Origin of the sequence: uncultured Roseibium sp. (genome assembly GCF_963675095.2) — a bacterium.
Lineage (GTDB): Bacteria > Pseudomonadota > Alphaproteobacteria > Rhizobiales > Stappiaceae > Roseibium.
Map to the genome: position 1 here is coordinate 113,040 of NZ_CAXXSJ010000002.1, position 17,735 is coordinate 130,774.

Annotated in this window: 22 protein-coding genes and 1 tRNA gene; 15 read left to right on the forward strand and 8 right to left on the reverse strand. The window is 55.6% G+C overall.

Annotation, left to right across the window (positions count from 1 at the left end; translation table 11 throughout):
• Positions 1-10: 10 nt before the first annotated feature.
• Positions 11-712 (forward strand): helix-turn-helix domain-containing protein, encoded by a 702-nt coding sequence (locus ABIN98_RS00770; RefSeq protein ID WP_346906518.1) that lies wholly within the window; start codon positions 11-13, stop codon positions 710-712.
• Positions 709-1,128: a hypothetical protein gene (locus ABIN98_RS00775; protein WP_346906520.1), complete on the forward strand. Its 420-nt coding sequence runs from the start codon at positions 709-711 to the stop codon at positions 1,126-1,128. Before ABIN98_RS00770 ends, ABIN98_RS00775 begins: the two co-directional genes overlap by 4 nt.
• A gap of 10 nt (positions 1,129-1,138) precedes the next feature.
• Here ABIN98_RS00775 and ABIN98_RS00780 read toward each other — a convergent pair whose 3' ends face one another.
• Together ABIN98_RS00780 and ABIN98_RS00785 are read right to left on the reverse strand one after the other, a co-directional pair.
• A complete protein-coding gene (locus tag ABIN98_RS00780) occupies positions 1,139-1,891 on the reverse strand; it encodes an SDR family oxidoreductase (RefSeq protein ID WP_346906522.1) in 753 nt (250 codons plus the stop codon).
• 39 nt (positions 1,892-1,930) lie between these two features.
• On the reverse strand, positions 1,931-2,332 hold the full coding sequence (locus tag ABIN98_RS00785; protein WP_346906524.1) for a YchJ family protein: 402 nt from the start codon (positions 2,330-2,332) through the stop codon (positions 1,931-1,933).
• Positions 2,333-2,444: 112 nt separating this feature from the next.
• Between ABIN98_RS00785 and ABIN98_RS00790 the strand changes: the two genes are divergently transcribed.
• Positions 2,445-3,419 carry an endonuclease/exonuclease/phosphatase family protein gene (locus ABIN98_RS00790; RefSeq protein ID WP_346906526.1) on the forward strand — a complete coding sequence of 325 codons (975 nt, stop codon included), beginning with the start codon at positions 2,445-2,447 and terminating at the stop codon, positions 3,417-3,419.
• A gap of 3 nt (positions 3,420-3,422) precedes the next feature.
• Here the strand turns inward: ABIN98_RS00790 and ABIN98_RS00795 are convergent, their stop codons facing one another.
• Both ABIN98_RS00795 and ABIN98_RS00800 read right to left on the reverse strand, forming a co-directional pair.
• Positions 3,423-3,749 (reverse strand): c-type cytochrome, encoded by a 327-nt coding sequence (locus tag ABIN98_RS00795; RefSeq protein ID WP_346906528.1) that lies wholly within the window; start codon positions 3,747-3,749, stop codon positions 3,423-3,425.
• Positions 3,750-4,013: 264 nt separating this feature from the next.
• Positions 4,014-4,577, reverse strand: coding sequence for a chalcone isomerase family protein (locus ABIN98_RS00800; protein ID WP_394701389.1), 564 nt, complete (start codon positions 4,575-4,577; stop codon positions 4,014-4,016).
• A 528-nt stretch (positions 4,578-5,105) separates the two neighbouring features.
• On the opposite strand from ABIN98_RS00800, the gene ABIN98_RS00805 reads away from it, so the two are divergent.
• The 6 genes from ABIN98_RS00805 to ABIN98_RS00830 all read left to right on the forward strand — a co-directional run bounded on the left by ABIN98_RS00805 (position 5,106) and on the right by ABIN98_RS00830 (position 11,228).
• Positions 5,106-5,813, forward strand: a complete 708-nt coding sequence (locus tag ABIN98_RS00805) for a site-specific integrase (RefSeq protein WP_346906532.1) — start codon at positions 5,106-5,108, stop codon at positions 5,811-5,813.
• Positions 5,814-7,140: 1,327 nt separating this feature from the next.
• On the forward strand, positions 7,141-7,689 hold the full coding sequence (locus ABIN98_RS00810; RefSeq protein ID WP_346906534.1) for a recombinase family protein: 549 nt from the start codon (positions 7,141-7,143) through the stop codon (positions 7,687-7,689).
• A gap of 262 nt (positions 7,690-7,951) precedes the next feature.
• Positions 7,952-9,757 carry a DEAD/DEAH box helicase family protein gene (locus ABIN98_RS00815; protein ID WP_346906536.1) on the forward strand — a complete coding sequence of 602 codons (1,806 nt, stop codon included), beginning with the start codon at positions 7,952-7,954 and terminating at the stop codon, positions 9,755-9,757.
• Positions 9,758-9,956: 199 nt separating this feature from the next.
• Positions 9,957-10,283, forward strand: a complete 327-nt coding sequence (locus ABIN98_RS00820; RefSeq protein ID WP_346906537.1) for a hypothetical protein — start codon at positions 9,957-9,959, stop codon at positions 10,281-10,283.
• Positions 10,284-10,470: 187 nt separating this feature from the next.
• Positions 10,471-10,845, forward strand: a complete 375-nt coding sequence (locus tag ABIN98_RS00825; RefSeq protein WP_346906539.1) for a hypothetical protein — start codon at positions 10,471-10,473, stop codon at positions 10,843-10,845.
• A gap of 2 nt (positions 10,846-10,847) precedes the next feature.
• Positions 10,848-11,228, forward strand: a complete 381-nt coding sequence (locus ABIN98_RS00830; RefSeq protein ID WP_346906541.1) for a hypothetical protein — start codon at positions 10,848-10,850, stop codon at positions 11,226-11,228.
• 193 nt (positions 11,229-11,421) lie between these two features.
• Here ABIN98_RS00830 and ABIN98_RS00835 read toward each other — a convergent pair.
• A tRNA-Gly gene (locus ABIN98_RS00835) sits at positions 11,422-11,496 on the reverse strand.
• 251 nt (positions 11,497-11,747) lie between these two features.
• Between ABIN98_RS00835 and ABIN98_RS00840 the strand changes: the two genes are divergently transcribed.
• The 4 genes from ABIN98_RS00840 (at position 11,748) to ABIN98_RS00855 (ending at position 14,355) form a co-directional block, all read left to right on the forward strand.
• Positions 11,748-12,269 carry a prolyl-tRNA synthetase associated domain-containing protein gene (locus tag ABIN98_RS00840; protein ID WP_346906543.1) on the forward strand — a complete coding sequence of 174 codons (522 nt, stop codon included), beginning with the start codon at positions 11,748-11,750 and terminating at the stop codon, positions 12,267-12,269.
• Positions 12,270-12,377: 108 nt separating this feature from the next.
• Positions 12,378-13,370 (forward strand): thioredoxin, encoded by a 993-nt coding sequence (trxA, locus tag ABIN98_RS00845; RefSeq protein WP_346906545.1) that lies wholly within the window; start codon positions 12,378-12,380, stop codon positions 13,368-13,370.
• An 86-nt stretch (positions 13,371-13,456) separates the two neighbouring features.
• Positions 13,457-14,140 carry an LON peptidase substrate-binding domain-containing protein gene (locus ABIN98_RS00850; RefSeq protein ID WP_346906547.1) on the forward strand — a complete coding sequence of 228 codons (684 nt, stop codon included), beginning with the start codon at positions 13,457-13,459 and terminating at the stop codon, positions 14,138-14,140.
• 23 nt (positions 14,141-14,163) lie between these two features.
• Positions 14,164-14,355: a Trm112 family protein gene (locus ABIN98_RS00855; protein WP_346906549.1), complete on the forward strand. Its 192-nt coding sequence runs from the start codon at positions 14,164-14,166 to the stop codon at positions 14,353-14,355.
• Positions 14,356-14,446: 91 nt separating this feature from the next.
• Here the strand turns inward: ABIN98_RS00855 and ABIN98_RS00860 are convergent, their stop codons facing one another.
• Together ABIN98_RS00860 and ABIN98_RS00865 are read right to left on the reverse strand one after the other, a co-directional pair.
• The gene (locus tag ABIN98_RS00860) at positions 14,447-14,764 is read right to left on the reverse strand and encodes a DUF167 family protein (protein WP_346906551.1); all 318 of its coding nucleotides are present in this window, start codon (positions 14,762-14,764) and stop codon (positions 14,447-14,449) included.
• A 20-nt stretch (positions 14,765-14,784) separates the two neighbouring features.
• Positions 14,785-15,075: a YggT family protein gene (locus tag ABIN98_RS00865; protein WP_346906553.1), complete on the reverse strand. Its 291-nt coding sequence runs from the start codon at positions 15,073-15,075 to the stop codon at positions 14,785-14,787.
• A gap of 260 nt (positions 15,076-15,335) precedes the next feature.
• Between ABIN98_RS00865 and ABIN98_RS00870 the strand changes: the two genes are divergently transcribed.
• Entirely contained in the window at positions 15,336-16,142 is an 807-nt protein-coding gene (locus ABIN98_RS00870) for a MipA/OmpV family protein (protein ID WP_346906555.1), read from the forward strand.
• A 69-nt stretch (positions 16,143-16,211) separates the two neighbouring features.
• Here the strand turns inward: ABIN98_RS00870 and ABIN98_RS00875 are convergent, their stop codons facing one another.
• Positions 16,212-17,039, reverse strand: a complete 828-nt coding sequence (locus tag ABIN98_RS00875; protein ID WP_346906557.1) for a pentapeptide repeat-containing protein — start codon at positions 17,037-17,039, stop codon at positions 16,212-16,214.
• Positions 17,040-17,309: 270 nt separating this feature from the next.
• On the opposite strand from ABIN98_RS00875, the gene ABIN98_RS00880 reads away from it, so the two are divergent.
• The gene (locus ABIN98_RS00880; protein WP_346906684.1) at positions 17,310-17,699 is read left to right on the forward strand and encodes a L,D-transpeptidase; all 390 of its coding nucleotides are present in this window, start codon (positions 17,310-17,312) and stop codon (positions 17,697-17,699) included.
• Positions 17,700-17,735: the final 36 nt, after the last annotated feature.

Consider the following 17,735-nt stretch of genomic DNA (forward strand, 5'->3'; position numbering starts at 1 on the left):
AAATAAAAAAATGAAAGCTAAAGACACATTAATCGGCGTCGGCCTGTATAGCTTTGCAGAAGCAGCGAGGTTGCTTGGTATAAATCCAAGTAAATTAAATCGTTGGCTAAAGGGTTATAATTTCAAAGGAATATCATATCAGCCGCTATGGGACGCGGAGGTTGTTCTAGATGATGGTGATAAGTTTTTAGGTTTCAGGGATCTTATTGAATTAAAAGTTGCTATTGAATTTGTAAAACTCGGCGTTTCAGCGAATAAAATCCGCAGAGCTATCGAGCTGTCTAGAGAATTATTCCAGGAATCTTATCCTCTTACGGCAGATAAATTTAAGACAGACGGGAAAAATATCTTTATCAAGATAATGGAAGAAAATGACGGCGGAAAAATTGAAGAAAGAATTATAAATACATTTAAACGACAGTATGAGTTTTCCAGAATAATTGATCGCTCGCTTCAATGGGTAGATTTTGATGAGAATCGTATTCCAACTCAATGGTGGCCACTAGGGAAAAACAAAAATATTCTTGTTGATCCTGGGAGGGCTTTTGGTCAGCCTATTGAAAAGGAAAGTGGTGTTCCAACTGCAATTCTTGCCCAAGCGGCGAATGATGTCGGAATAAAGTCAGCAGCAGAAATTTATGACGTAAGCAATGAGGCAATTAAAAGGGCATTAGAATTTGAGAAAAATCTTGATGAAAAGATTGCTGCGTGAATGTCTTTTTTGACAATTGTACGTCACCGATCCTAGCGACTGCGCTTGATGGATTTATAAAAAATTATGGGCACAGGGCCCTCCATATTCGTTCGGTATCTGATTTAAAGTTGGGAAGATCTACTCCTGATATCGAGTGGCTCAAATATCTTAGTGAAAGTAAAGAATTTTGGATATTTGTTACTGGTGACAAACGCATAAGAAAGAATAAGGCCGAAAGAGAAGCCCTCCGTTCGGTGAAGCTACATGGATTTATATTGGCGCCTTCATTCCAAAAAACGCCAATGAACCAAGTTGTTTCAAATTTAATTTGGAAATGGCCCGAAATAGAGAAGCTTGTCGAAATTACTGCCCCACCAGCAATTTTTGATATTCCCACCCAACGTGGCGCTAAACTCAAGCCACTTCCGTTATAAGCAAGTCATCCTAGATCGATCCGGCCTCGACCATGTAGTTGTTGGCCGTGCACATGGCCGCGTCGTCGGAGGCCAGGAACAGGACCATGCGGGCCAGGTAAACCGGTTCGATCAGGTCCGGCAGGCACTGGCTCTCGCGTTGCCGGTCCAGCTTCTCCGGCGTGGACCACAGCTCCTTCTGGCGGTCTGTCATGACCCAGCCGGGCACCACCGTGTTCACCCGGATGCGATGCCGGCCGAGATCGCGGGCGAAGGAGCGGGTCATGCCGTGCACGGCAGCCTTGGCCGTGGTGTAGACGGGCATGCCGCCGACCGCCTCGAACCAGGAATTGGAACCGAAGTTGATGATCGAGCCCTTGCCGGCGGCGATCATGCCCGGTGCGACCGCCTGGATGGCAAAGAACATGTGGCGCAGGTTGGTCGCGATCCGCTCGTCGTAATAGTCCGGCGTCACGTCCTCCCAGCCATGACGATCATCGCGGGCGGCGTTGTTGACCAGCACTTCCGCAGGTCCGATCGCGGCCTCAAGCCCGGCAAAGGCCGCTTTCAGCGCATCGATGTCGCGCAGGTCGCAGGCGGTAAAATGAACATTGCCGCCAAGCTCTTCGGCCAGAGCCGCACCGTTTGTCTCATCCAGATCGACAAAGCCCACCTTCGAGCCCTGGTCGGCGAAGGCCCGGACGATCTCCGCGCCGATACCCGACGCGCCGCCGGTCACGAAGACGCTGCAGTTTTCCAGGCTTGGATATCGGGCGAATTGCATGGCTTTCCTCCTTCTTTGTCAGAGCCGTCTTCCGGCGATTCAATTTTCCGGCAGGGCCTCAACGTAATACCAGCGTCCTGCCTTCTTGCGGAAGCGGCTGAGTTCGCGGTGGGTATGGAGCTTGCCGCCGGCGAGGAATTTCGCCTCAAACAGAACCGTGCCGTCCCGGTCCTGCGCTGTCCCTTTGTCCGTCTTCAAAACGGTCAACCCGGTCCAGTGGTTCTCCGCGGCCCATCGGGCAGTGCCTGCAAAATCGAAACTTGCCTGGTGCTTCGGCCAGAGCGTCTCCTTCAGATAGTCGATCTGCTGGCGCACATAGGCGGAATAGCGCGAGCGCATCAGCGCTTCGGCCGTTTCGGGAACACGCTCTCCGGAGAGATAGGGACCGCAGCACTCGGACAGGGCCCGGCCGGAGCCGCAGGGACAGCTTGTTTCACTCATCGGGGCTCTGTTTCCTAAAGCAATGCCTTGTCCTATCACCGGCACTCGGGCAAGGCTATGGTCAGGGACAGCGTCCCGGAAACCGAAACCCATTGCTTTGTGGAAGAGACCCTTGATCCGGCTGGCCACGTTCAACATCGAATCCTTCGGCGACGACAAGTTCAGACCGGAGCGGCTGGAACAGAGGATTGCCGTGTTGCGCCCGAAGCTTCTGGAACTGGAGGCCGACATCCTCTGCCTGCAGGAGGTCAATGCGCAACGACTACCCGGCGAAAACGAACGGAAATTCCTGGCCCTCGACGCCCTCCTGGCCGGGACCCCTTACGAGAGTTTTCACGCGGCTGCCACGACACGGTCCGATGCCCCGTCCCCGGGCGACCGGCATAATCTGGTAGTGGTGAGCCGGTTTCCCGTTCTGGACAGCCAGATCCACCACGAGGCCGCCATGCATGTGCCGCTGTGGCAGCCGGATCATGCCAGCCCGGCGGTGGAGGCGCCGGTGCCGCTCGGCTTCGACCGCCCGGTCCTGGAACTGCAGCTTGATATCGGTCTGGAGCAACCGCTTCACCTGTTTGTGGTTCACCTGCGCGCACCCATCGCGGCCCCGATCCCGGGGGGCAAGACCGCGCCTAAGGTCTGGAAGAACGTTCCCGTGTGGGCGGAGGGCTATTTCCTGGCGTCCATGAAGCGGGCGGTGCAGGCGCTCGATCTGCGGGTGAAAATTGACGCTCTTTTCGACCGCCATCCCGAGCCGCTGATCGCGGTTGCCGGGGATTTTAACGCCACGGAGGATTCGACCGCGCTGCGCTTGTTGCTGGCCGATCCGGACGACACCGGCAACCCGGACCTGGCAGGCCGCCAGTTGCATCAGCTCGACGCGGCCTTGCCGCCGGCGCTGCGCCGGACCGTCCTTCACAAGGGGCGGGGGCAGGCGCTGGATCACATTCTGGCAAGTCCCGCACTTTTCAGCCGGATGCGGGATATCGAGGTCTTCAATGACGATCTGGCAGACGAGGTTCTGGACGAGGGAACGTCCGCGGAAGACGGGTCGTTTCATGCCCCGGTTCGGGCGAGTTTCGATTTCTAGTGTCTATTCGGCCAGCGAGCTGATGTAGCGCGCGATGTCCGCGATTTCGCCGTTGGACAGGGTCATGTTCGGCATCTTCGGGTGCGGGTCGGCGAGGAAGGTTTTCAACCCATCTTCACTGAAGCCCGGATCTCTGGCGATGTCGAAGAAACTCGGCAGGGACGCGCCGCTGACAGTGTCCTGATCGTTGGAGACAAGGTGGCAGGTCGAACACCATTGAAGGGCAAGCTCCTTGCCGTGGCCTGCGTTGGCCGCAAGGCCCGGGCTGACGGCCGCGGCGGTGATGAGGGCTGCAAATCCGGTACGTTTGAGCGTGTTCCAGCCTGTCAAAGCAAACTCTCCCTCGTTGCTGTTCGAACGGCGTCCTGCGGATGGGTTCAGGCAGACTATGCCATTCGCACCTGATCAGCCACCTTGTTTCAGGTCAAGGTCCCCTGAATTGATTGTGTAAAACGGGGCCCGCACCCCGAGAAAAGGGACCACGTAACAATCACCCGTCTGCCGCCATCATCGGCCCGGTCAATAAAATAGGCGGTCTGAGGGCATGGCGCCGGTCACCGAAACATCCGATCGGCAGACCCTGGAAGTCGGCGTTCACAAACCCGCGCCAACCAATTCGGCTCGCAGTTCAGGGTTTCCCGTCCGGTTTCCGAGCCAGATGGAAAAGAAGTGCTTGGTGAAGGCTGCATCGGAAATCGTGCCTATTTTCCGGTTGCCAAGATAAAAGGCGGCGTTGCCGGATGACGTCCTGACGCCGGTGATGGACTGACCTGCGGAAACGTTCGGAAAGATCGTTTCCATCTGCCGGGACCATATTGCCAATTGCCCCTCCGACGCACCGATCTTGCGCATCTCATCGGCAGATCTCTTGGCAATGGCACTGCCTTTGAAGTTGCGCAGATAGGTCAGTTTCAAGGCGAACGGCTGTGTCGGCGAGTAGGTTCCATCTGGAGCGTACAGCTCGGCATCAAAAATCTTGAATCCCAGAAAGGTGAGGCGTCCCTTGCCGACCAGGCTCGCCGAGGGCACGGAGTTTGCCGCCGCGCCAAGATCCGCCCGTGCCGAAACCAGGCTCGGCGGAGACATCAAGGCGACCGATATAATGGCTGCGACGAGCAGACATCGAAAATTCCAATGACCTGAGTGGCGTTTTTGCATCGAACCCTCCTGTGAACGTACAGGAGATACGCAGAAACACAGAGGTCGGATTGCCGGCATGCCGTTTAGGAAGCGTGTGACTGTGGCAACCGCGGCGCTTTTGGAAGTCTGCGGGGGCTGAGATTCAATGACCCAAAAACAACAAAAGCCGCGGTGATCCGCGGCTTTTGTTTTGAAATTTGGAGCGGGCGAAGGGATTCGAACCCTCGACCCCAACCTTGGCAAGAATTTCAAGGGCCTACACCAATCAAAGGGGTAAGCTTGATGCCATCGAAACGACAACTCAAATCCGGTAAGTGGAATATTCAAGTCAGGGTGAAGGGTCACAGGCCATTGTCCCAGACCTTCGACACAGAGGAACAGGCGGACCTTTGGGCTTCCCGAATCGAGAAGGAACTGAAGGGAAATGAGGGACTGCGTCCCACGTGGCGTGAGATGGGCCTCCTCTATTGTGATCTGGTGCTTACCGGTAAGCCGTCCCGACATTTGAAGGTAGGACGGGTGAACCTGATAGGGCGTCATCCTCCGATGGACAAACCCTATGACCAAATCACCGTGGCAGACATCAACGCCTTCAAGCTGGAACGCTTGGAGCAGGCAGGCCCATCCACTGTTCATGACGATCTCGTATTCATCAGGCGCGTGTATCGCTGGATTGACCGTGAAGCCCGATCAAAGGGGAACGACCCCGTGACCAATCCGGCTGAGTTCGTAACGATCCCGAAACCCAGACCACCGAGATCGCGGGTCATATCTCCAGAAGAATTGAAACAGCTACTTGAGGCGTTGTCTCCTGAGATGCGCCCCGTCGTGGAACTGGCTTACGAGACAGCCATGCGCCGATCCGAAATCACCAAATTGCGGGTCAAAGATATTCACCTGTCAGAACGGATTCTGGACGTCATAGACGGCAAGGAAGGGGACAGGAGTGTCCCGCTATCCAAGCGAGCCTGTCAGCTTCTGGGAGAGGGGTTGAGCGGCTTGACGCACTCAGATGCCAGGCTGTTTCCTTTTGCTCCTCACAGCGTTACGCAGGCGGTTCGGAGGGCAAGAAAGAAGGTAGGGCTTGACGACGATGTCAGGCTGCATCAGCTTCGGCATACACGCTGCACGATTGCAGCCAAGAAGGGCTTTAATCTAGCTCAGATCATGGTGGTAACGGGACACAAAGATGTTCGAAGCGTGCAGCGGTACACCCATCTGAATGCAAGGGATGTTGTTGACCTGTTGGACTGATCGGGGACGCTTGAAGTTCAAAGGCCCAAGTAGCGAATGAAAAATAAATATTTGTATTTATTAATAATTTCTGGAATTTGCATTGTTTCAGCCATTCTCTATGGACGGAGAATTGATGCAAGACTGGAGCCTTGCAACGAACATTGGATATCGGTGGAAATTTCAAACTATACCGTGTCGACTATAAGGGGAGTTAGGTTCGAACTCGAAGCGTGGAAGGGTGGGGTGACGCAGAATGTGCTTGGAAAAAGTCATCGATACATTCCTACTAAGATAGGGCCGTTTTCATCTGTTAGATGGTGCATTTACGACGAATACTTCGACTATGATTTGGCGTTAGGAGAAGGCAGGAAGCCAACGCTCAACGATCAAGGGTTTGTGGAGAGAAGCACCGCTATACGGATATTTGTGGAAGCAAATTGGTTCGAGGAAAGAAAGAAGGGGCTCGAATTGCACTTGCACAGTGCGCAGTTCAGGGATCTGGAGGAATGACTCCCAATGATCTCGACCGATTAAATTCTCTGAGAAAATATCGAGCCGCAATTCGAATATAGAGAACCCCTCATACCCCCGGGGGTGGGGTGTCTCTTTTCAGATATTCACAGTTTGTTCTCAATGCGTGCCAGAACTCGGTTGCGAATCCGGTTGCATCTCCTATCGTTAAGTCAGTCCTCATTAGAGGGGATAGAAAGGGGTTTCCTATTGGAAGCGTTTTTGAATTCCCCGACTTGCAACGGGCTAGGTGGCTCTAGCTCGTGAGTTCCCTGAGCGGGGGACTGAGGGATAGAACAAATAGGATGCCTGTTGGAGCCACCTATCAGGTTCGCGAAATCTGCGACCGACGACACTGAGATCGGGCTCATACCCGGCAACCTCAGCTCGAAGGTAGGTGTCGCAAGCCCAGCGAATAAGTTTGAGAAGGCGATTGGGAACTCAGAAAGGAGCTAGGCCCACTTGCTCAGGACCCGTGCATTGCGCGGCAAATCGGAGCAAGCGGATAACCGAATTCCCAAACAGCGAGGGTCGCCTTCATCCCATCTTCGGCTACACACAATCATTCATTTAATTATACCCTTATGAATGAAAGCTGTTGCCCATTCACTTCTGTTCATTTATTCTGATGTTCACGCACTTATAGATAAAGTGAATATCACGGTCGTAGCAGGTGAATTGAAAGGGGTAACGTCATGTCCAATGTAAGTGAATGGCTCCTTGTTGGAGGCATGCTCTACCTGGTCTTCCAAATGTATGGGCTCAGGAAGCAGGTAAACGCTATTGGAGAGAGTGTCTGGCAAATCAAAGACAAGCTGGAAGGGGAGAATGACTGATGGCTATCGTTGGATATGCCCGCGTTAGCTCTACTGGACAGAGTTTGGATGTGCAGCTGGAGAAACTTGAGAACGCCGGGTGCGAAAAGATTTATCAGGAAAAACGTTCGGGTACGGACGCTAATAGACCTGAACTGAAGGCAGCCTTGGATTATGTGCGCGAAGGGGATGTGTTCATCTTCACCAAGATAGACCGGCTTGCGCGGTCCACGCTCGATTTCGCAAACATCATGGACCTCCTCGAAAGGAAGGGTGTCGCTGTTCGCATCCTTGATCAGCATATTGATACGGGGACGCCTGCCGGAAAACTTATGCTGACTATGCTTTCGGCTGTAGCTGAGTTTGAGAACGCCATCCGCAAAGAACGCCAGATGGAGGGCATTGCAAAGGCCAAGGCTCAAGGGAAGGTATTTGGCCGGAAGCCCTTGAGTGACGATACCAAGGACGAAATCAGAAAACTAAGAGCCGGTGGAATGTCGTTCAACAACATAGCCAAGACCCTGAATGTAAGCGTTGGGGCGGTTCACAAGACCGCCAAGGCGGACTAGCCGAGAATCTTTTTTTCGACTCTTCAGTCACAAAATACCTCGTTTCGCAGTATATATAGATATACCGCTTTTTAGGCGGGATTTTCCTAGGGGGATGGGTCACGGCCAAGCATGGCGAAAAACCATCTCTCTTCTTTTTGATCTGCACTGTCTAGCTGCGGCTGGACAGCAATTCACCAAGACATTTCAGAACCAAGACCCGGCACATGTCCGGGCGCAATTTTTATTGGAGATTTCAATGCCGAGTTATTCGGAACACACAATGCTGACCGCTGAAGCGGTCGGGCGAATATTGGATTGCCGCGTCACTCAGACGGGGCCGACGATGTATATCGAGGCTCAGCCGGGATCGGGAAAAACCACTGGTGCACTCCTTTGGATCATCGCGCAAATCGTCAGGAACACAGGGGTACGGGTGCTGTATGGGGTCCCTACCGTGGCGCTTTTGGAGCAGGTGCGGAAGAGCCTGTTCGAATTGCTCGACGAGCATTCAGACGATTGGGCGAATCCCGAAGAACATATCGGCTGGTGGAGCACTGAGCACGACAAGCTGAGAAAGGACGACAACGGTATCGACCGTACTGTCGTAATCGCGGACGACCATTATACGTTCCGGCCTGATGCCGAATGCAGGCAAGTGGTGATCATGACGCACAACGCCATCAGGAAGCTGAAGCGAGATAGTATCGAACGGATCAATCCCGATATCGTGATCATGGATGAGGACCCCAAGCCCGACACGATCAAGGAACTGAATATCGAGCAGCTTTCCAGAATGCTGAAGGCGTGTGATCCGAAACAGGAGGAGCTGTGCTCCGTCCTGGCGGATGCAATTGGCTGGATGCTTGAGAGTACGGGGAAGAAGTTTGAGCTGATCGAGGAGGCGTCATGGATTGATCGCTATCTGGCGATTTACGAACCGGCTTCGAAACTGACCGGATCTCAGGACCACAAGCATCTGGCGTGGATTTGCAATCGGATCAAGAAGGGTTGGGCCTTCTCCGAATATGCGGGAAAGAGCAAGACGCTGGTGGCGTACGATTACAACCTTCCGTTTGCCGACCGGATGGTGATTGTTTCGGCAACGGGAAGCTTAGAAGGTGCACAGTTTGCCAATCCCGAGACGGTGCGGTTCATGGAAAAACAGACGTTCGTCCCAGTGGATTATTCAAACGTCACTGTGGTGCATGTCTCCCTTCCGAAGTTCATGACGATCAACCGAGGTATCCAAAAACCGGACTCGGTGACTGTGTGGAGCTTCGTTGATGTGATCAGGGCTTTGGAGGCGGATGCAAAGGAGCGGGGCTTTAAGACGCCATTCTATTGCACGCACAAGGACGCGGAAGAGAAATACAAGGGGGTTGAGGGAACTCGTGAAGACCCAATCGGCCCGTTTTACAGAGACCGTCAGCAGACTTGGTCCTATTGGGGCAAGGACGTTGGCGTCAACACGTATCGGCATTGTGACTGCGCGATAGTGACAGGGCTATTCCTGCTTCCGCAAAGGGTGGGGATCTCCCATAAAAGAGCGCACCAGAAGCGCCCAATGGATATGGGATTTCTTGAGGGCCATCAGTATCTCACTTCGGCAGATATGAAATCCATTCAGGACGATATCGCAGCACGCCACATGTACCAGATGGCGGCCCGAACCTGTATTCGCGAAGTCGAGAACGGGAAAGCAAAGGCGGCCGTTATCTATCTGGTGAACGACGATGTTAACCGGTCGCGATCCATTGCCACCCGGTTTTTCCCGGACGCAAGATTTGAACAGTTAGCTGCTCGGGTTGATGCTGACGATATTTCCCTGATGAGTTCCTGGGATCGGTCGGTTAGGGAACGTTACAACAGGCAGAAGCCGGTCGATAAGGCCGCTCTAGTGCTGAGTGAATTGCGCGCGGAAAGGGTGATGCTGGATGATCCGGTGTTCCGGGAAAAGGGAGTTCGGTTTAATTCGAAGGCTGTTCAGGCATTGGCCCGAGACAGCACTCTCCTGAATGAAATGGGATGGGATTTCGTAAGAGGTAGGCGAGGAGGGGAGAAGCATCACTTCGCCAAACTGAACTAATCGATCTCGCAGATAGATAAATACTTATAATCGTCCCTATATTAATAATGTCATCTTTTAATAATGGGTCGATTTAAAATAATTATTGATATATTTATAATACTTATAATATATTTCTGCGTAAAATGAGAATCTATACGGTATAAGAACTAATTGGCGAAATCGATTTGTTAGGGGTGTTTTTTAGAAAGGAATATATTTGATTATTGATGACGTGACGGGATTGCCAGTCATCCTCAAGAATGACGAACTGGCGAAACGATTTGTAGCCCTGTTGAGGGCGAAAGGCGGTGAAGTGGTTTTGTCCCACCGCCAGATAGCCGACTACCTTGGGGTATCTCACGGGGCTATCGCAGGGCTGACAGCCCGTTTGAAGCGCCATTCCTACATTGACGTGTTGGAAACGACAGATCCCAAAGGGGTGCGTCTGTATCGCCTGACAGTAGATCAGCTGTTCTCGGAATACGATCGCCGGAAAGCCCAACTCAAGGAGGTTCCTGAGAGGGGTAGGCGCGAGCATGCATGAGCAGATCGAGAGGGAAATAGCGAAGCAGAGAGAACTGGACAAACGCGTCCGACAGGCTCGGGGTGCTCGCTATACCAGGAGTGCCGCCGTGAACAGCGATGGCACACCCACCAGATTTTACAAACGACATAAGTTTTTCCGGCGCCATTTCAGTGGCACCGCCGACAAATTCTAAGGATAAACGATTATGAGCAATGACATTTTGGGATATTTCCGTGCTGCCTCACAGGCGGCCAGAGAAGACGAGCAAGCTGCGCACGACGACGTGCTGAAAGGCTCTGCTGACAATACAGGACTGACCATCGAGGGGGCGTTTCAGGCGTCCAAGGACGTTGCCTATCAGCGTCTGGGCGTATCCACAGAGGGCTACCTGTCCCCTACGGAGGAACTCAAGGCCGCAATGGTCACCATTTACGGTGATGGGTCAGGCGCTTTCCGTCAGGATGAAGCGGGCAATATCACCCTCACGAAGAAGCCTTCCTTGATGACCGATACCGAGCGGACTAGTCTGATGAAAGCCATCAGATCCAATGTCCACTCCAAGTACGGAGTAGAGGGCTGAGGGTGACCGGGGATAAGCGCCTGTTTGATTTCAAGGCGGCCTATGTCCAGTCAGACAATTTATGGGATTTCGTCCAATCCCATTTCCCCGATTTCCAGCGTTGGCTTGCCTTCGAAGAAGAGAACAAGGAAGCCATTGACAAATGGGAAGAGGAGCGTCTTTTCCGCATCCTCGAATGCACGACCAGCGGACTGGTGACACAGGCAATGAAGGGGAATGCTGCTGCCGTCACTCATCTGCGTTCCATTCTGGGGATGAGCAGGCCAGTCGGAAGGCCCAAGGGCACACGAAACCTGTCTCCCGAGTATCAGGAAGCTATCCAGAGGCGGATCTTGGACGAGTATGAACAAGATGCGGTCAGGCTGGCCGACTTGAAAAATTAATTTCACACACGAACGGCTTCCATTGTCCTGCGGACATTTGTTCAACCGGTTGCCGTAGCTCAGGGGTAGAGCACGCATGCCAAAGCCTGCTTTGCGCACCTTGCCCGTTGGGAATTGTGAACGTCAGTGTGAACAGAGGGGTTTTTTGTGAACAGAAAAGGGCTTAGGATTTCTCCTAAGCCCTTCTGAAATTTGGAGCGGGCGAAGGGATTCGAACCCTCGACCCCAACCTTGGCAAGGTTGTGCTCTACCCCTGAGCTACACCCGCAATTTTGTCCGACCACGTCGCTTCATCAGCGCCGTCCGTCGGCGAGGTGCGCAGTATATGGACCAAGCCGAGACGGATTGCAACAGGCAAATTCAGAGAAATTTTTTGCGGCCTCCATTGTGGATCTTTTGTGGATGCTGCCACGCAATATCAAGGGAAATTGGGGCCTCCCGCCGTAAAGGCGTTCTTGAGGAGGACGGCGGTTCGGGTTAGACAGCGCAGAATATGAGTGAATTTTTTAGGGGACCCTGATGCCTGCCAGTCGCGACGACCTGATGGAATTTTTCGACAGCCTCGGGATCAAGGTCACCACCATGGACCACGAGCCCGTCTTCACTGTGGCGGAATCCGGCGATCTGCATGACCGGATTGCCGGCGGGCACACCAAGAACCTGTTCCTGAAGGACAAGAAGGGCCGGCTGTTTCTGGTGGTTGCGCTGCATGACGCCACGATCGACCTGAAGAAGATCCATCATCTGATCGGGGCCCAGGGGCGGGTCTCCTTCGGCAATGCGGATCTCCTGATGGAGGTTCTGGGTGTCACACCGGGGTCGGTGACGCCCTTTACCCTGATCAACGACCGGGAGGCGCAGCGGGTCACGCCGGTTTTCGACGCGGCGATGATGCAACACGACATCCTGAATTTTCATCCGCTGTCCAACGACGCGACGACAACGATTTCCCGCGACGATCTGCTGGTTTTCGCAAAGGGCTGCGGCCACGAACCGCAGGTACTGGCGGTCAGCGAGGAAGCGCAATCGGCGGGTTTGTAATTCAAGCCTGACAGGGCCATGTTAGGGACAACTTGCGGGGTGTGCGGGACGATGTGTCCGCACGTCGCGCATCGGCGGACAAAAGCCTGAAAAACTGAGGCATAGACAATGAACACTGGCAATTATTCCGTGGGCGGCCAATTCGGCGGCAGTTTCGGCGGAGGCATGAGCGGAAGCTTCGGCGGCAATGGCGGCGGTGGTGGTCATGGCGGTGGCACAGGAGATGCCGGCGGCGACCTGATCAAGGAGGTCACCACCCAGAGCTTCATGCAGGACGTGATCGAGGCTTCCAAGACCCAGCCCGTGCTGGTCGACTTCTGGGCGCCGTGGTGCGGTCCGTGCCGCCAGCTGACGCCGGTGATCGAAGCGGCGGTGACGGCGGCCCGGGGCGCAGTCAAGCTTGCCAAGATGAATATCGACGAGCATCCGGAAGTGGCCGGCCAGATGGGCATCCAGTCGATCCCGGCCGTGATTGCCTTCAAGGACGGACAGCCGGTCGACGGTTTCATGGGCGCCCAGTCGGAAAGCCAGGTGAAGGCGTTCATCGAGAAGCTCGGCGGCGCGGCCCCGGTCAGCCAGGCGGACCAGTTCCTGGAGCAAGCCGAGGCTCTGCTGGAAGCCAAGGATTTCGGACAGGCGGCACAGTTCTTCGGCGCCGCGATGCAGGCGGAGCCGGACAATGTCCGTGCCATTTCCGGACTGGCGCAGTGCTATCTCAGCGTGAACGAGGTCGAGCGCGCCAAACAGGCGCTGGAGATGGTGCCGGCCGAAAAACATGGCGATGCCGCCTATGTGGCGGCCAAGGCTGCTCTGGACCTGGCCGAACAGGCGGAAGCGCTCGGCGACCTTTCGGAGTTCGAGCAACGTATCGCCAAGGACCCGCTCGATCATCAGGCCCGTTTCGATCTGGCGCTTGGCCTGAACGGGAATGGCGACAGGACCGGCGCCGTCGATCAGCTGATCGAGATCGTCCGCCGCGACCGCGAGTGGAACGAGGACGGGGCCCGCGTGCAGCTGCTGCAGTTTTTCGAGGCCTGGGGACCCAAGGAACCGGCGACCAATTACGGGCGGCGCAAGCTGTCGGCCGTTCTGTTTTCTTGACCTCAAGCCGGGCAGCAACAGATATCCATGAAGGGACGGGCGCGATCTTGTTGCGCCGGACACGATAACCTGGAAGGCTTGATGTGATGCAGGCGGGAAATGCGATCTATGAGACCATTGCGGATTTGCCGCCGGTTCTGCCCGTGTTTCCGTTGTCCGGCGCGCTGCTCCTGCCGCGCACCCAGCTGCCGCTGAATATCTTCGAGCCGCGTTACATCGATATGGTCGATGCGGCGCTTGCCGGAAACCGGCTGATCGGCATGGTGCAGCCTTCGCCCGATCTGTTCCAGACGGACCCGGACCATCCGGTTCTTGCTCCGGTCGGCTGTGTCGGCCGGCTGACGAGCTTTCAGGAATCGGGTGACGGGCGCTATCTCATCACCCTGCAGGGGGTCACCCGGTTCGCTCTTGGCCGGGAACTCGACACGATCACGTCGTTCCGGCAGGTGGAATGCGACTTTGCCGCCTTCTCCCATGACCTGACCACCGGTGTCGGCGAGGAGGATGTGGACCGGCACGGCCTGTTGAAGGTGCTCCGCGATTACCTCGATGCGAACAACCTGGAAGCGGACTGGCAGAGCGTTTCGGAGGCGGAAACGGAAGTGCTCGTCAACGCGCTTTGCATGATGTGCCCTTACGGGGCGCAGGAAAAACAGGCGCTTCTGGAGGCCCGGGATCTGAAGACGCGGGCGGAGACCCTGATCGCCATCACCGAGATGGATCTCGCCAAGACGAACAACGGCGGCGACGGCGGTACGACCCTGCAGTAGGGCTACGGCTTCGGGAGTGAACCATGAACGAACAGACTGAACGCAAGGTCGACCGCAAGCTCCTGGAACTGCTGGTCTGCCCGGTCACGAAAACCACGCTGGAATATGACGAGGCCAACCAGGAACTGATTTCCCGGGCCGCGAAGCTTGCCTATCCGATCCGCAACGGCATTCCGATCATGTTGGCGGAAGAAGCCCGACACCTGGAAGGCTAACGGGGGAAGGCTGACAGGGGAAGGCTGGGAGGGGAAGGCTGGGAGGGAAGGACTGGCAGGTGGAAAGCCGGCGGTGCCGCCGGTCTTGCCGTTATTCCGAGCAGATTTCGCCAAGAACGGCACTGAGCCGGTCTCCGTCGCCGGTCAGTCGCAACGTCTTGATCCGAGAGGTCGAGCCGCTTTCCAGATCGATAGCCGATTTCGGCAGGCCGACAGCCTTGGCGATCAGCTTGATCAGCGCCGCGTTCGCGGCGCCTTTTTCGGGAACCGCCCGGACACGGGCCTTCAGCACACAGCGCCCATCAGCGAGACGGTCGATGCCGTCAATCCCGTCCTTCGACGATTTCGGCGTCAGGCGGATATCGACCAGAAGGCCGTCGCCTGCGTGTCGCCAGGCCAGGGCGGACATCCGTCTGCCGTGCAATAGCCTCAGGGGACGTTGTAGTAGATGTATTTGATGATGATGCTCTGGATCAGGAAGATGCCGAGCAGCAGGACGATCGGGGATATGTCGACGCCGCCGAGGTTCGGCATGAAACGGCGGATGGGACGAAGCGCAGGTTCGGTCAGGTTATAAAGCACTTGGCCGATCATTGCGACGACCTGGTTGCTGGAATTGACAATGTTGAATGCATAGAGCCAGGAAAAGATCGCGCTGGCGATAATCACATAGATGTAGAGGTTCAGCGCCAGGAGAACCACGTCGAGAATTGCCTGCATCAGTTTTTATCCATTGCCAATTTGGGGCCAATTTGGGGCCAATTTGGGTTCGTCTCGCTGCCTCATGTAGCTTTCCCGTGCTGTTCCTGCAAGCCACAGTGTGCCCGGCAGGGGTCTGGGGAACGGCCCTAACCGCTTTCACCGTAATTACCGGTGCGCAAATGCAACAGATCGCGACAATCGGTTCAGCCATATACCGCCGGTAATCTTTTTCTGTGCTAATGTCCCGTCAAATTCGAACACAGTCCTCGGGATTCCAGATGACCACTCATTTCGCACGCTGCCTTATGGGCGCAACCGCCCTTACAGCATTCATTGTTCCGGCCCAGGCGCAGGATGCCTATCCGGCGGCTGAGAAGCCGGTGCGTCAATACGTGATGGACCTCGGCATCGGCGGCATGGTGCAGCCCCGTTACGAAGGTGCGGATTCCTATCTGATCTATCCGTTCCCGATCATTTCCGTGTCGAATTTCTACTTCCCGGGCCTCGGCCAGATTGCCGACGGAAAGAAAAGGAGCGGCTTCTTCGTCTATCCGTCGTTCAACTTTATCGGCGAACGCAAGGCCAGCGACAGTGCGGACCTGACCGGGACCAACACCGTCAACTGGGCGCTCGAGCTTGGGCTGGGCGGCGGGTTCCGGACCGATCATTTCCGGGCCTTTGCCGAGTTGCGTCAGGGCATCAACGGCCATCACGGCCAGGTGGGCCAGCTTGGCGCGGATGCGATCTTCTATCCCATGGATAAGGTCGAATGGAGCATCGGTCCGCGTACCAGTTTCGCTACCAGCGATTACATGGACACCTATTTCGGTGTGACCGCTGCGGAAGCGGCCGCAAGCGGCGGACGCCTGACGGCCTATAATCCCAGCGCAGGGTTCAAATCCGTCGGGCTTGCTACCCGCGTCAGCTACAGCGTCACCGACGATGTCCGGCTGCATCTGCAGGGTGGCTACGATCGTCTGGTCGGGGATGCGGCCGACAGCCCGATCGCCAAGGCGGGCGACAAGAACCAGTTCAGTGTCGGCCTGGGCGCGACTTACCGGTTTTCGTTCGATCTGTTCAACTAAGGTCTGAACGTTTCAGCCTTTAAGAAAGCGCGGCACTGTGAGCCGCGCTTTTTTGTTTGAGGCGCCTGATCAGGAACAGGGCTGCAGGGTAATTCCCTTCGGCAGCTTTGTGTTTTCATCGCCGCAGGCCCCGATAATGCGTGCCGGGTCGAGACCCTCGACGCCAGTCAGATCGGCGCCAGGAAGACGCGTGTGACGCAAGAGGGCGTCGGACAGATCAGCGTCCTTCAGGTTCGCGCCTGTCAGATCCGCGCTGGAAAGTCGAACGCCGCTCAAGTCGGCGCCTTCGAACGAGGTGCCAATGCCCTTGATCCGGTCCAGATCGGAGTGTTTCAGGCGAGCACCGGAGAAGTCCGCGCCGGACAGGTCGCTCCGCTCCAGGTCGACGACATCCATCTTCGCGCCCTTGAAGCTTGCGTTCGCGGCGTTGACCCGGATCAGGGTGCTGTCCCGCAGGTCCGTGTTGGAGAGATCCGCACTATCCAGGTTCGTTTCGTTGAGGTCGGTGTTTCTAAGGTCCGCACCCTTGAAGTTGGCGCGGGGAAGATTTGCCTTTTCCAGGTCGGCACCGCGCATTGACGCTCCGGTGAAATCGGCGGACGACAATTCCGCGCGCTCGGCTTCCGTCCGGCGCAGGTCGGCCTCCCGGAAAGAGCTGTTCGGCAGGACGGCGCCCTTCATGTCGGCTTCGCGCAAAATGGCTCCGTCGAAATTCGCGCCATCGGTATTCAGTTCCCGGAGTTCGCCAAGCCGAAGATCGCATTTCTTGCAGCCCTTGTCGGCATTGATCTTGTCGATGTCCTGCGCGGATGCGGGCACGGCCGCCATGGCCATGACGCCGATGACTGCGGCGGAAAGAAGTCCGGAGATATGCCTTAACGAATGTGTGGATCGCATGTCGGTTCCCTGATCCTGCTATACCTCAATCACATAGGTCGTCCCTGTGGCACCTTAAAGGCATGCCGGCTGAGATTGCCAGACTAATCCCAACGACAGGGATTTATCGGCCTTCGCTGTTGTTTACGTTAAGATGAGGTATCCAGGGAAGTGCCTCCAGGCTGTTGATAGAAAAGCAAGGCTATTCGTGTTATCTGTTGCCGGTTCTCATGATGGGGGTAAGTAATGCGTTTTTTCAAAGCCCTTTTGGTGTCTTGTTTTGTTTTTACGATGTGGTGCGCCGGATCCGGAGCGAATGCGGCGACTGTTGTCGCCAAAGTCGACTTGTCGGATCAGAAGATGCGGGTCTACATCAACGGTATTCCGCGGCACTCCTGGCCGGTCTCGACCGCCCGTCGCGGGTATCGCACGCCGGTCGGAACGTTTCGTCCCGGGCGCATGCATGTTCGGTATTTCTCGAAAAAATACCATAATTCGCCGATGCCCTATTCCGTCTTCTTTCTTGGCGGGTACGCCATCCACGGCACCACGGCCATAAAGAACCTAGGCCGGCCGGCCTCGCATGGCTGTATCCGGCTGCATCCCGACAATGCGGCGCGCCTGTTCTCGCTGATTACTGAAAACGGCAAGCAGAACACAAAGATCATCGTGACCCGGTAGGCCGAAGCCGTCAGGCATCATATTTTTGTGATTTTC

Excerpts from the sequence above, each read along its gene's own strand:
- trxA (WP_346906545.1), top strand. The coding sequence starts at position 12,378 with ATGAACACTGGCAATTATTCCGTGGGCGGCCAATTCGGCGGCAGTTTC.
- ABIN98_RS00785 (WP_346906524.1), bottom strand. The coding sequence starts at position 2,332 with ATGAGTGAAACAAGCTGTCCCTGCGGCTCCGGCCGGGCCCTGTCCGAG.
- ABIN98_RS00840 (WP_346906543.1), top strand. The coding sequence starts at position 11,748 with ATGCCTGCCAGTCGCGACGACCTGATGGAATTTTTCGACAGCCTCGGG.
- ABIN98_RS00805 (WP_346906532.1), top strand. The coding sequence starts at position 5,106 with ATGGACAAACCCTATGACCAAATCACCGTGGCAGACATCAACGCCTTC.
- ABIN98_RS00815 (WP_346906536.1), top strand. The coding sequence starts at position 7,952 with ATGCTGACCGCTGAAGCGGTCGGGCGAATATTGGATTGCCGCGTCACT.
- ABIN98_RS00880 (WP_346906684.1), top strand. The coding sequence starts at position 17,310 with ATGTGGTGCGCCGGATCCGGAGCGAATGCGGCGACTGTTGTCGCCAAA.
- ABIN98_RS00810 (WP_346906534.1), top strand. The coding sequence starts at position 7,141 with ATGGCTATCGTTGGATATGCCCGCGTTAGCTCTACTGGACAGAGTTTG.
- ABIN98_RS00770 (WP_346906518.1), top strand. The coding sequence starts at position 11 with ATGAAAGCTAAAGACACATTAATCGGCGTCGGCCTGTATAGCTTTGCA.
- ABIN98_RS00875 (WP_346906557.1), bottom strand. The coding sequence starts at position 17,039 with ATGCGATCCACACATTCGTTAAGGCATATCTCCGGACTTCTTTCCGCC.
- ABIN98_RS00855 (WP_346906549.1), top strand. The coding sequence starts at position 14,164 with ATGAACGAACAGACTGAACGCAAGGTCGACCGCAAGCTCCTGGAACTG.
- ABIN98_RS00860 (WP_346906551.1), bottom strand. The coding sequence starts at position 14,764 with ATGTCCGCCCTGGCCTGGCGACACGCAGGCGACGGCCTTCTGGTCGAT.
- ABIN98_RS00865 (WP_346906553.1), bottom strand. The coding sequence starts at position 15,075 with ATGCAGGCAATTCTCGACGTGGTTCTCCTGGCGCTGAACCTCTACATC.
- ABIN98_RS00780 (WP_346906522.1), bottom strand. The coding sequence starts at position 1,891 with ATGCAATTCGCCCGATATCCAAGCCTGGAAAACTGCAGCGTCTTCGTG.
- ABIN98_RS00800 (WP_394701389.1), bottom strand. The coding sequence starts at position 4,577 with ATGCAAAAACGCCACTCAGGTCATTGGAATTTTCGATGTCTGCTCGTC.
- ABIN98_RS00850 (WP_346906547.1), top strand. The coding sequence starts at position 13,457 with ATGCAGGCGGGAAATGCGATCTATGAGACCATTGCGGATTTGCCGCCG.
- ABIN98_RS00870 (WP_346906555.1), top strand. The coding sequence starts at position 15,336 with ATGACCACTCATTTCGCACGCTGCCTTATGGGCGCAACCGCCCTTACA.
- ABIN98_RS00825 (WP_346906539.1), top strand. The coding sequence starts at position 10,471 with ATGAGCAATGACATTTTGGGATATTTCCGTGCTGCCTCACAGGCGGCC.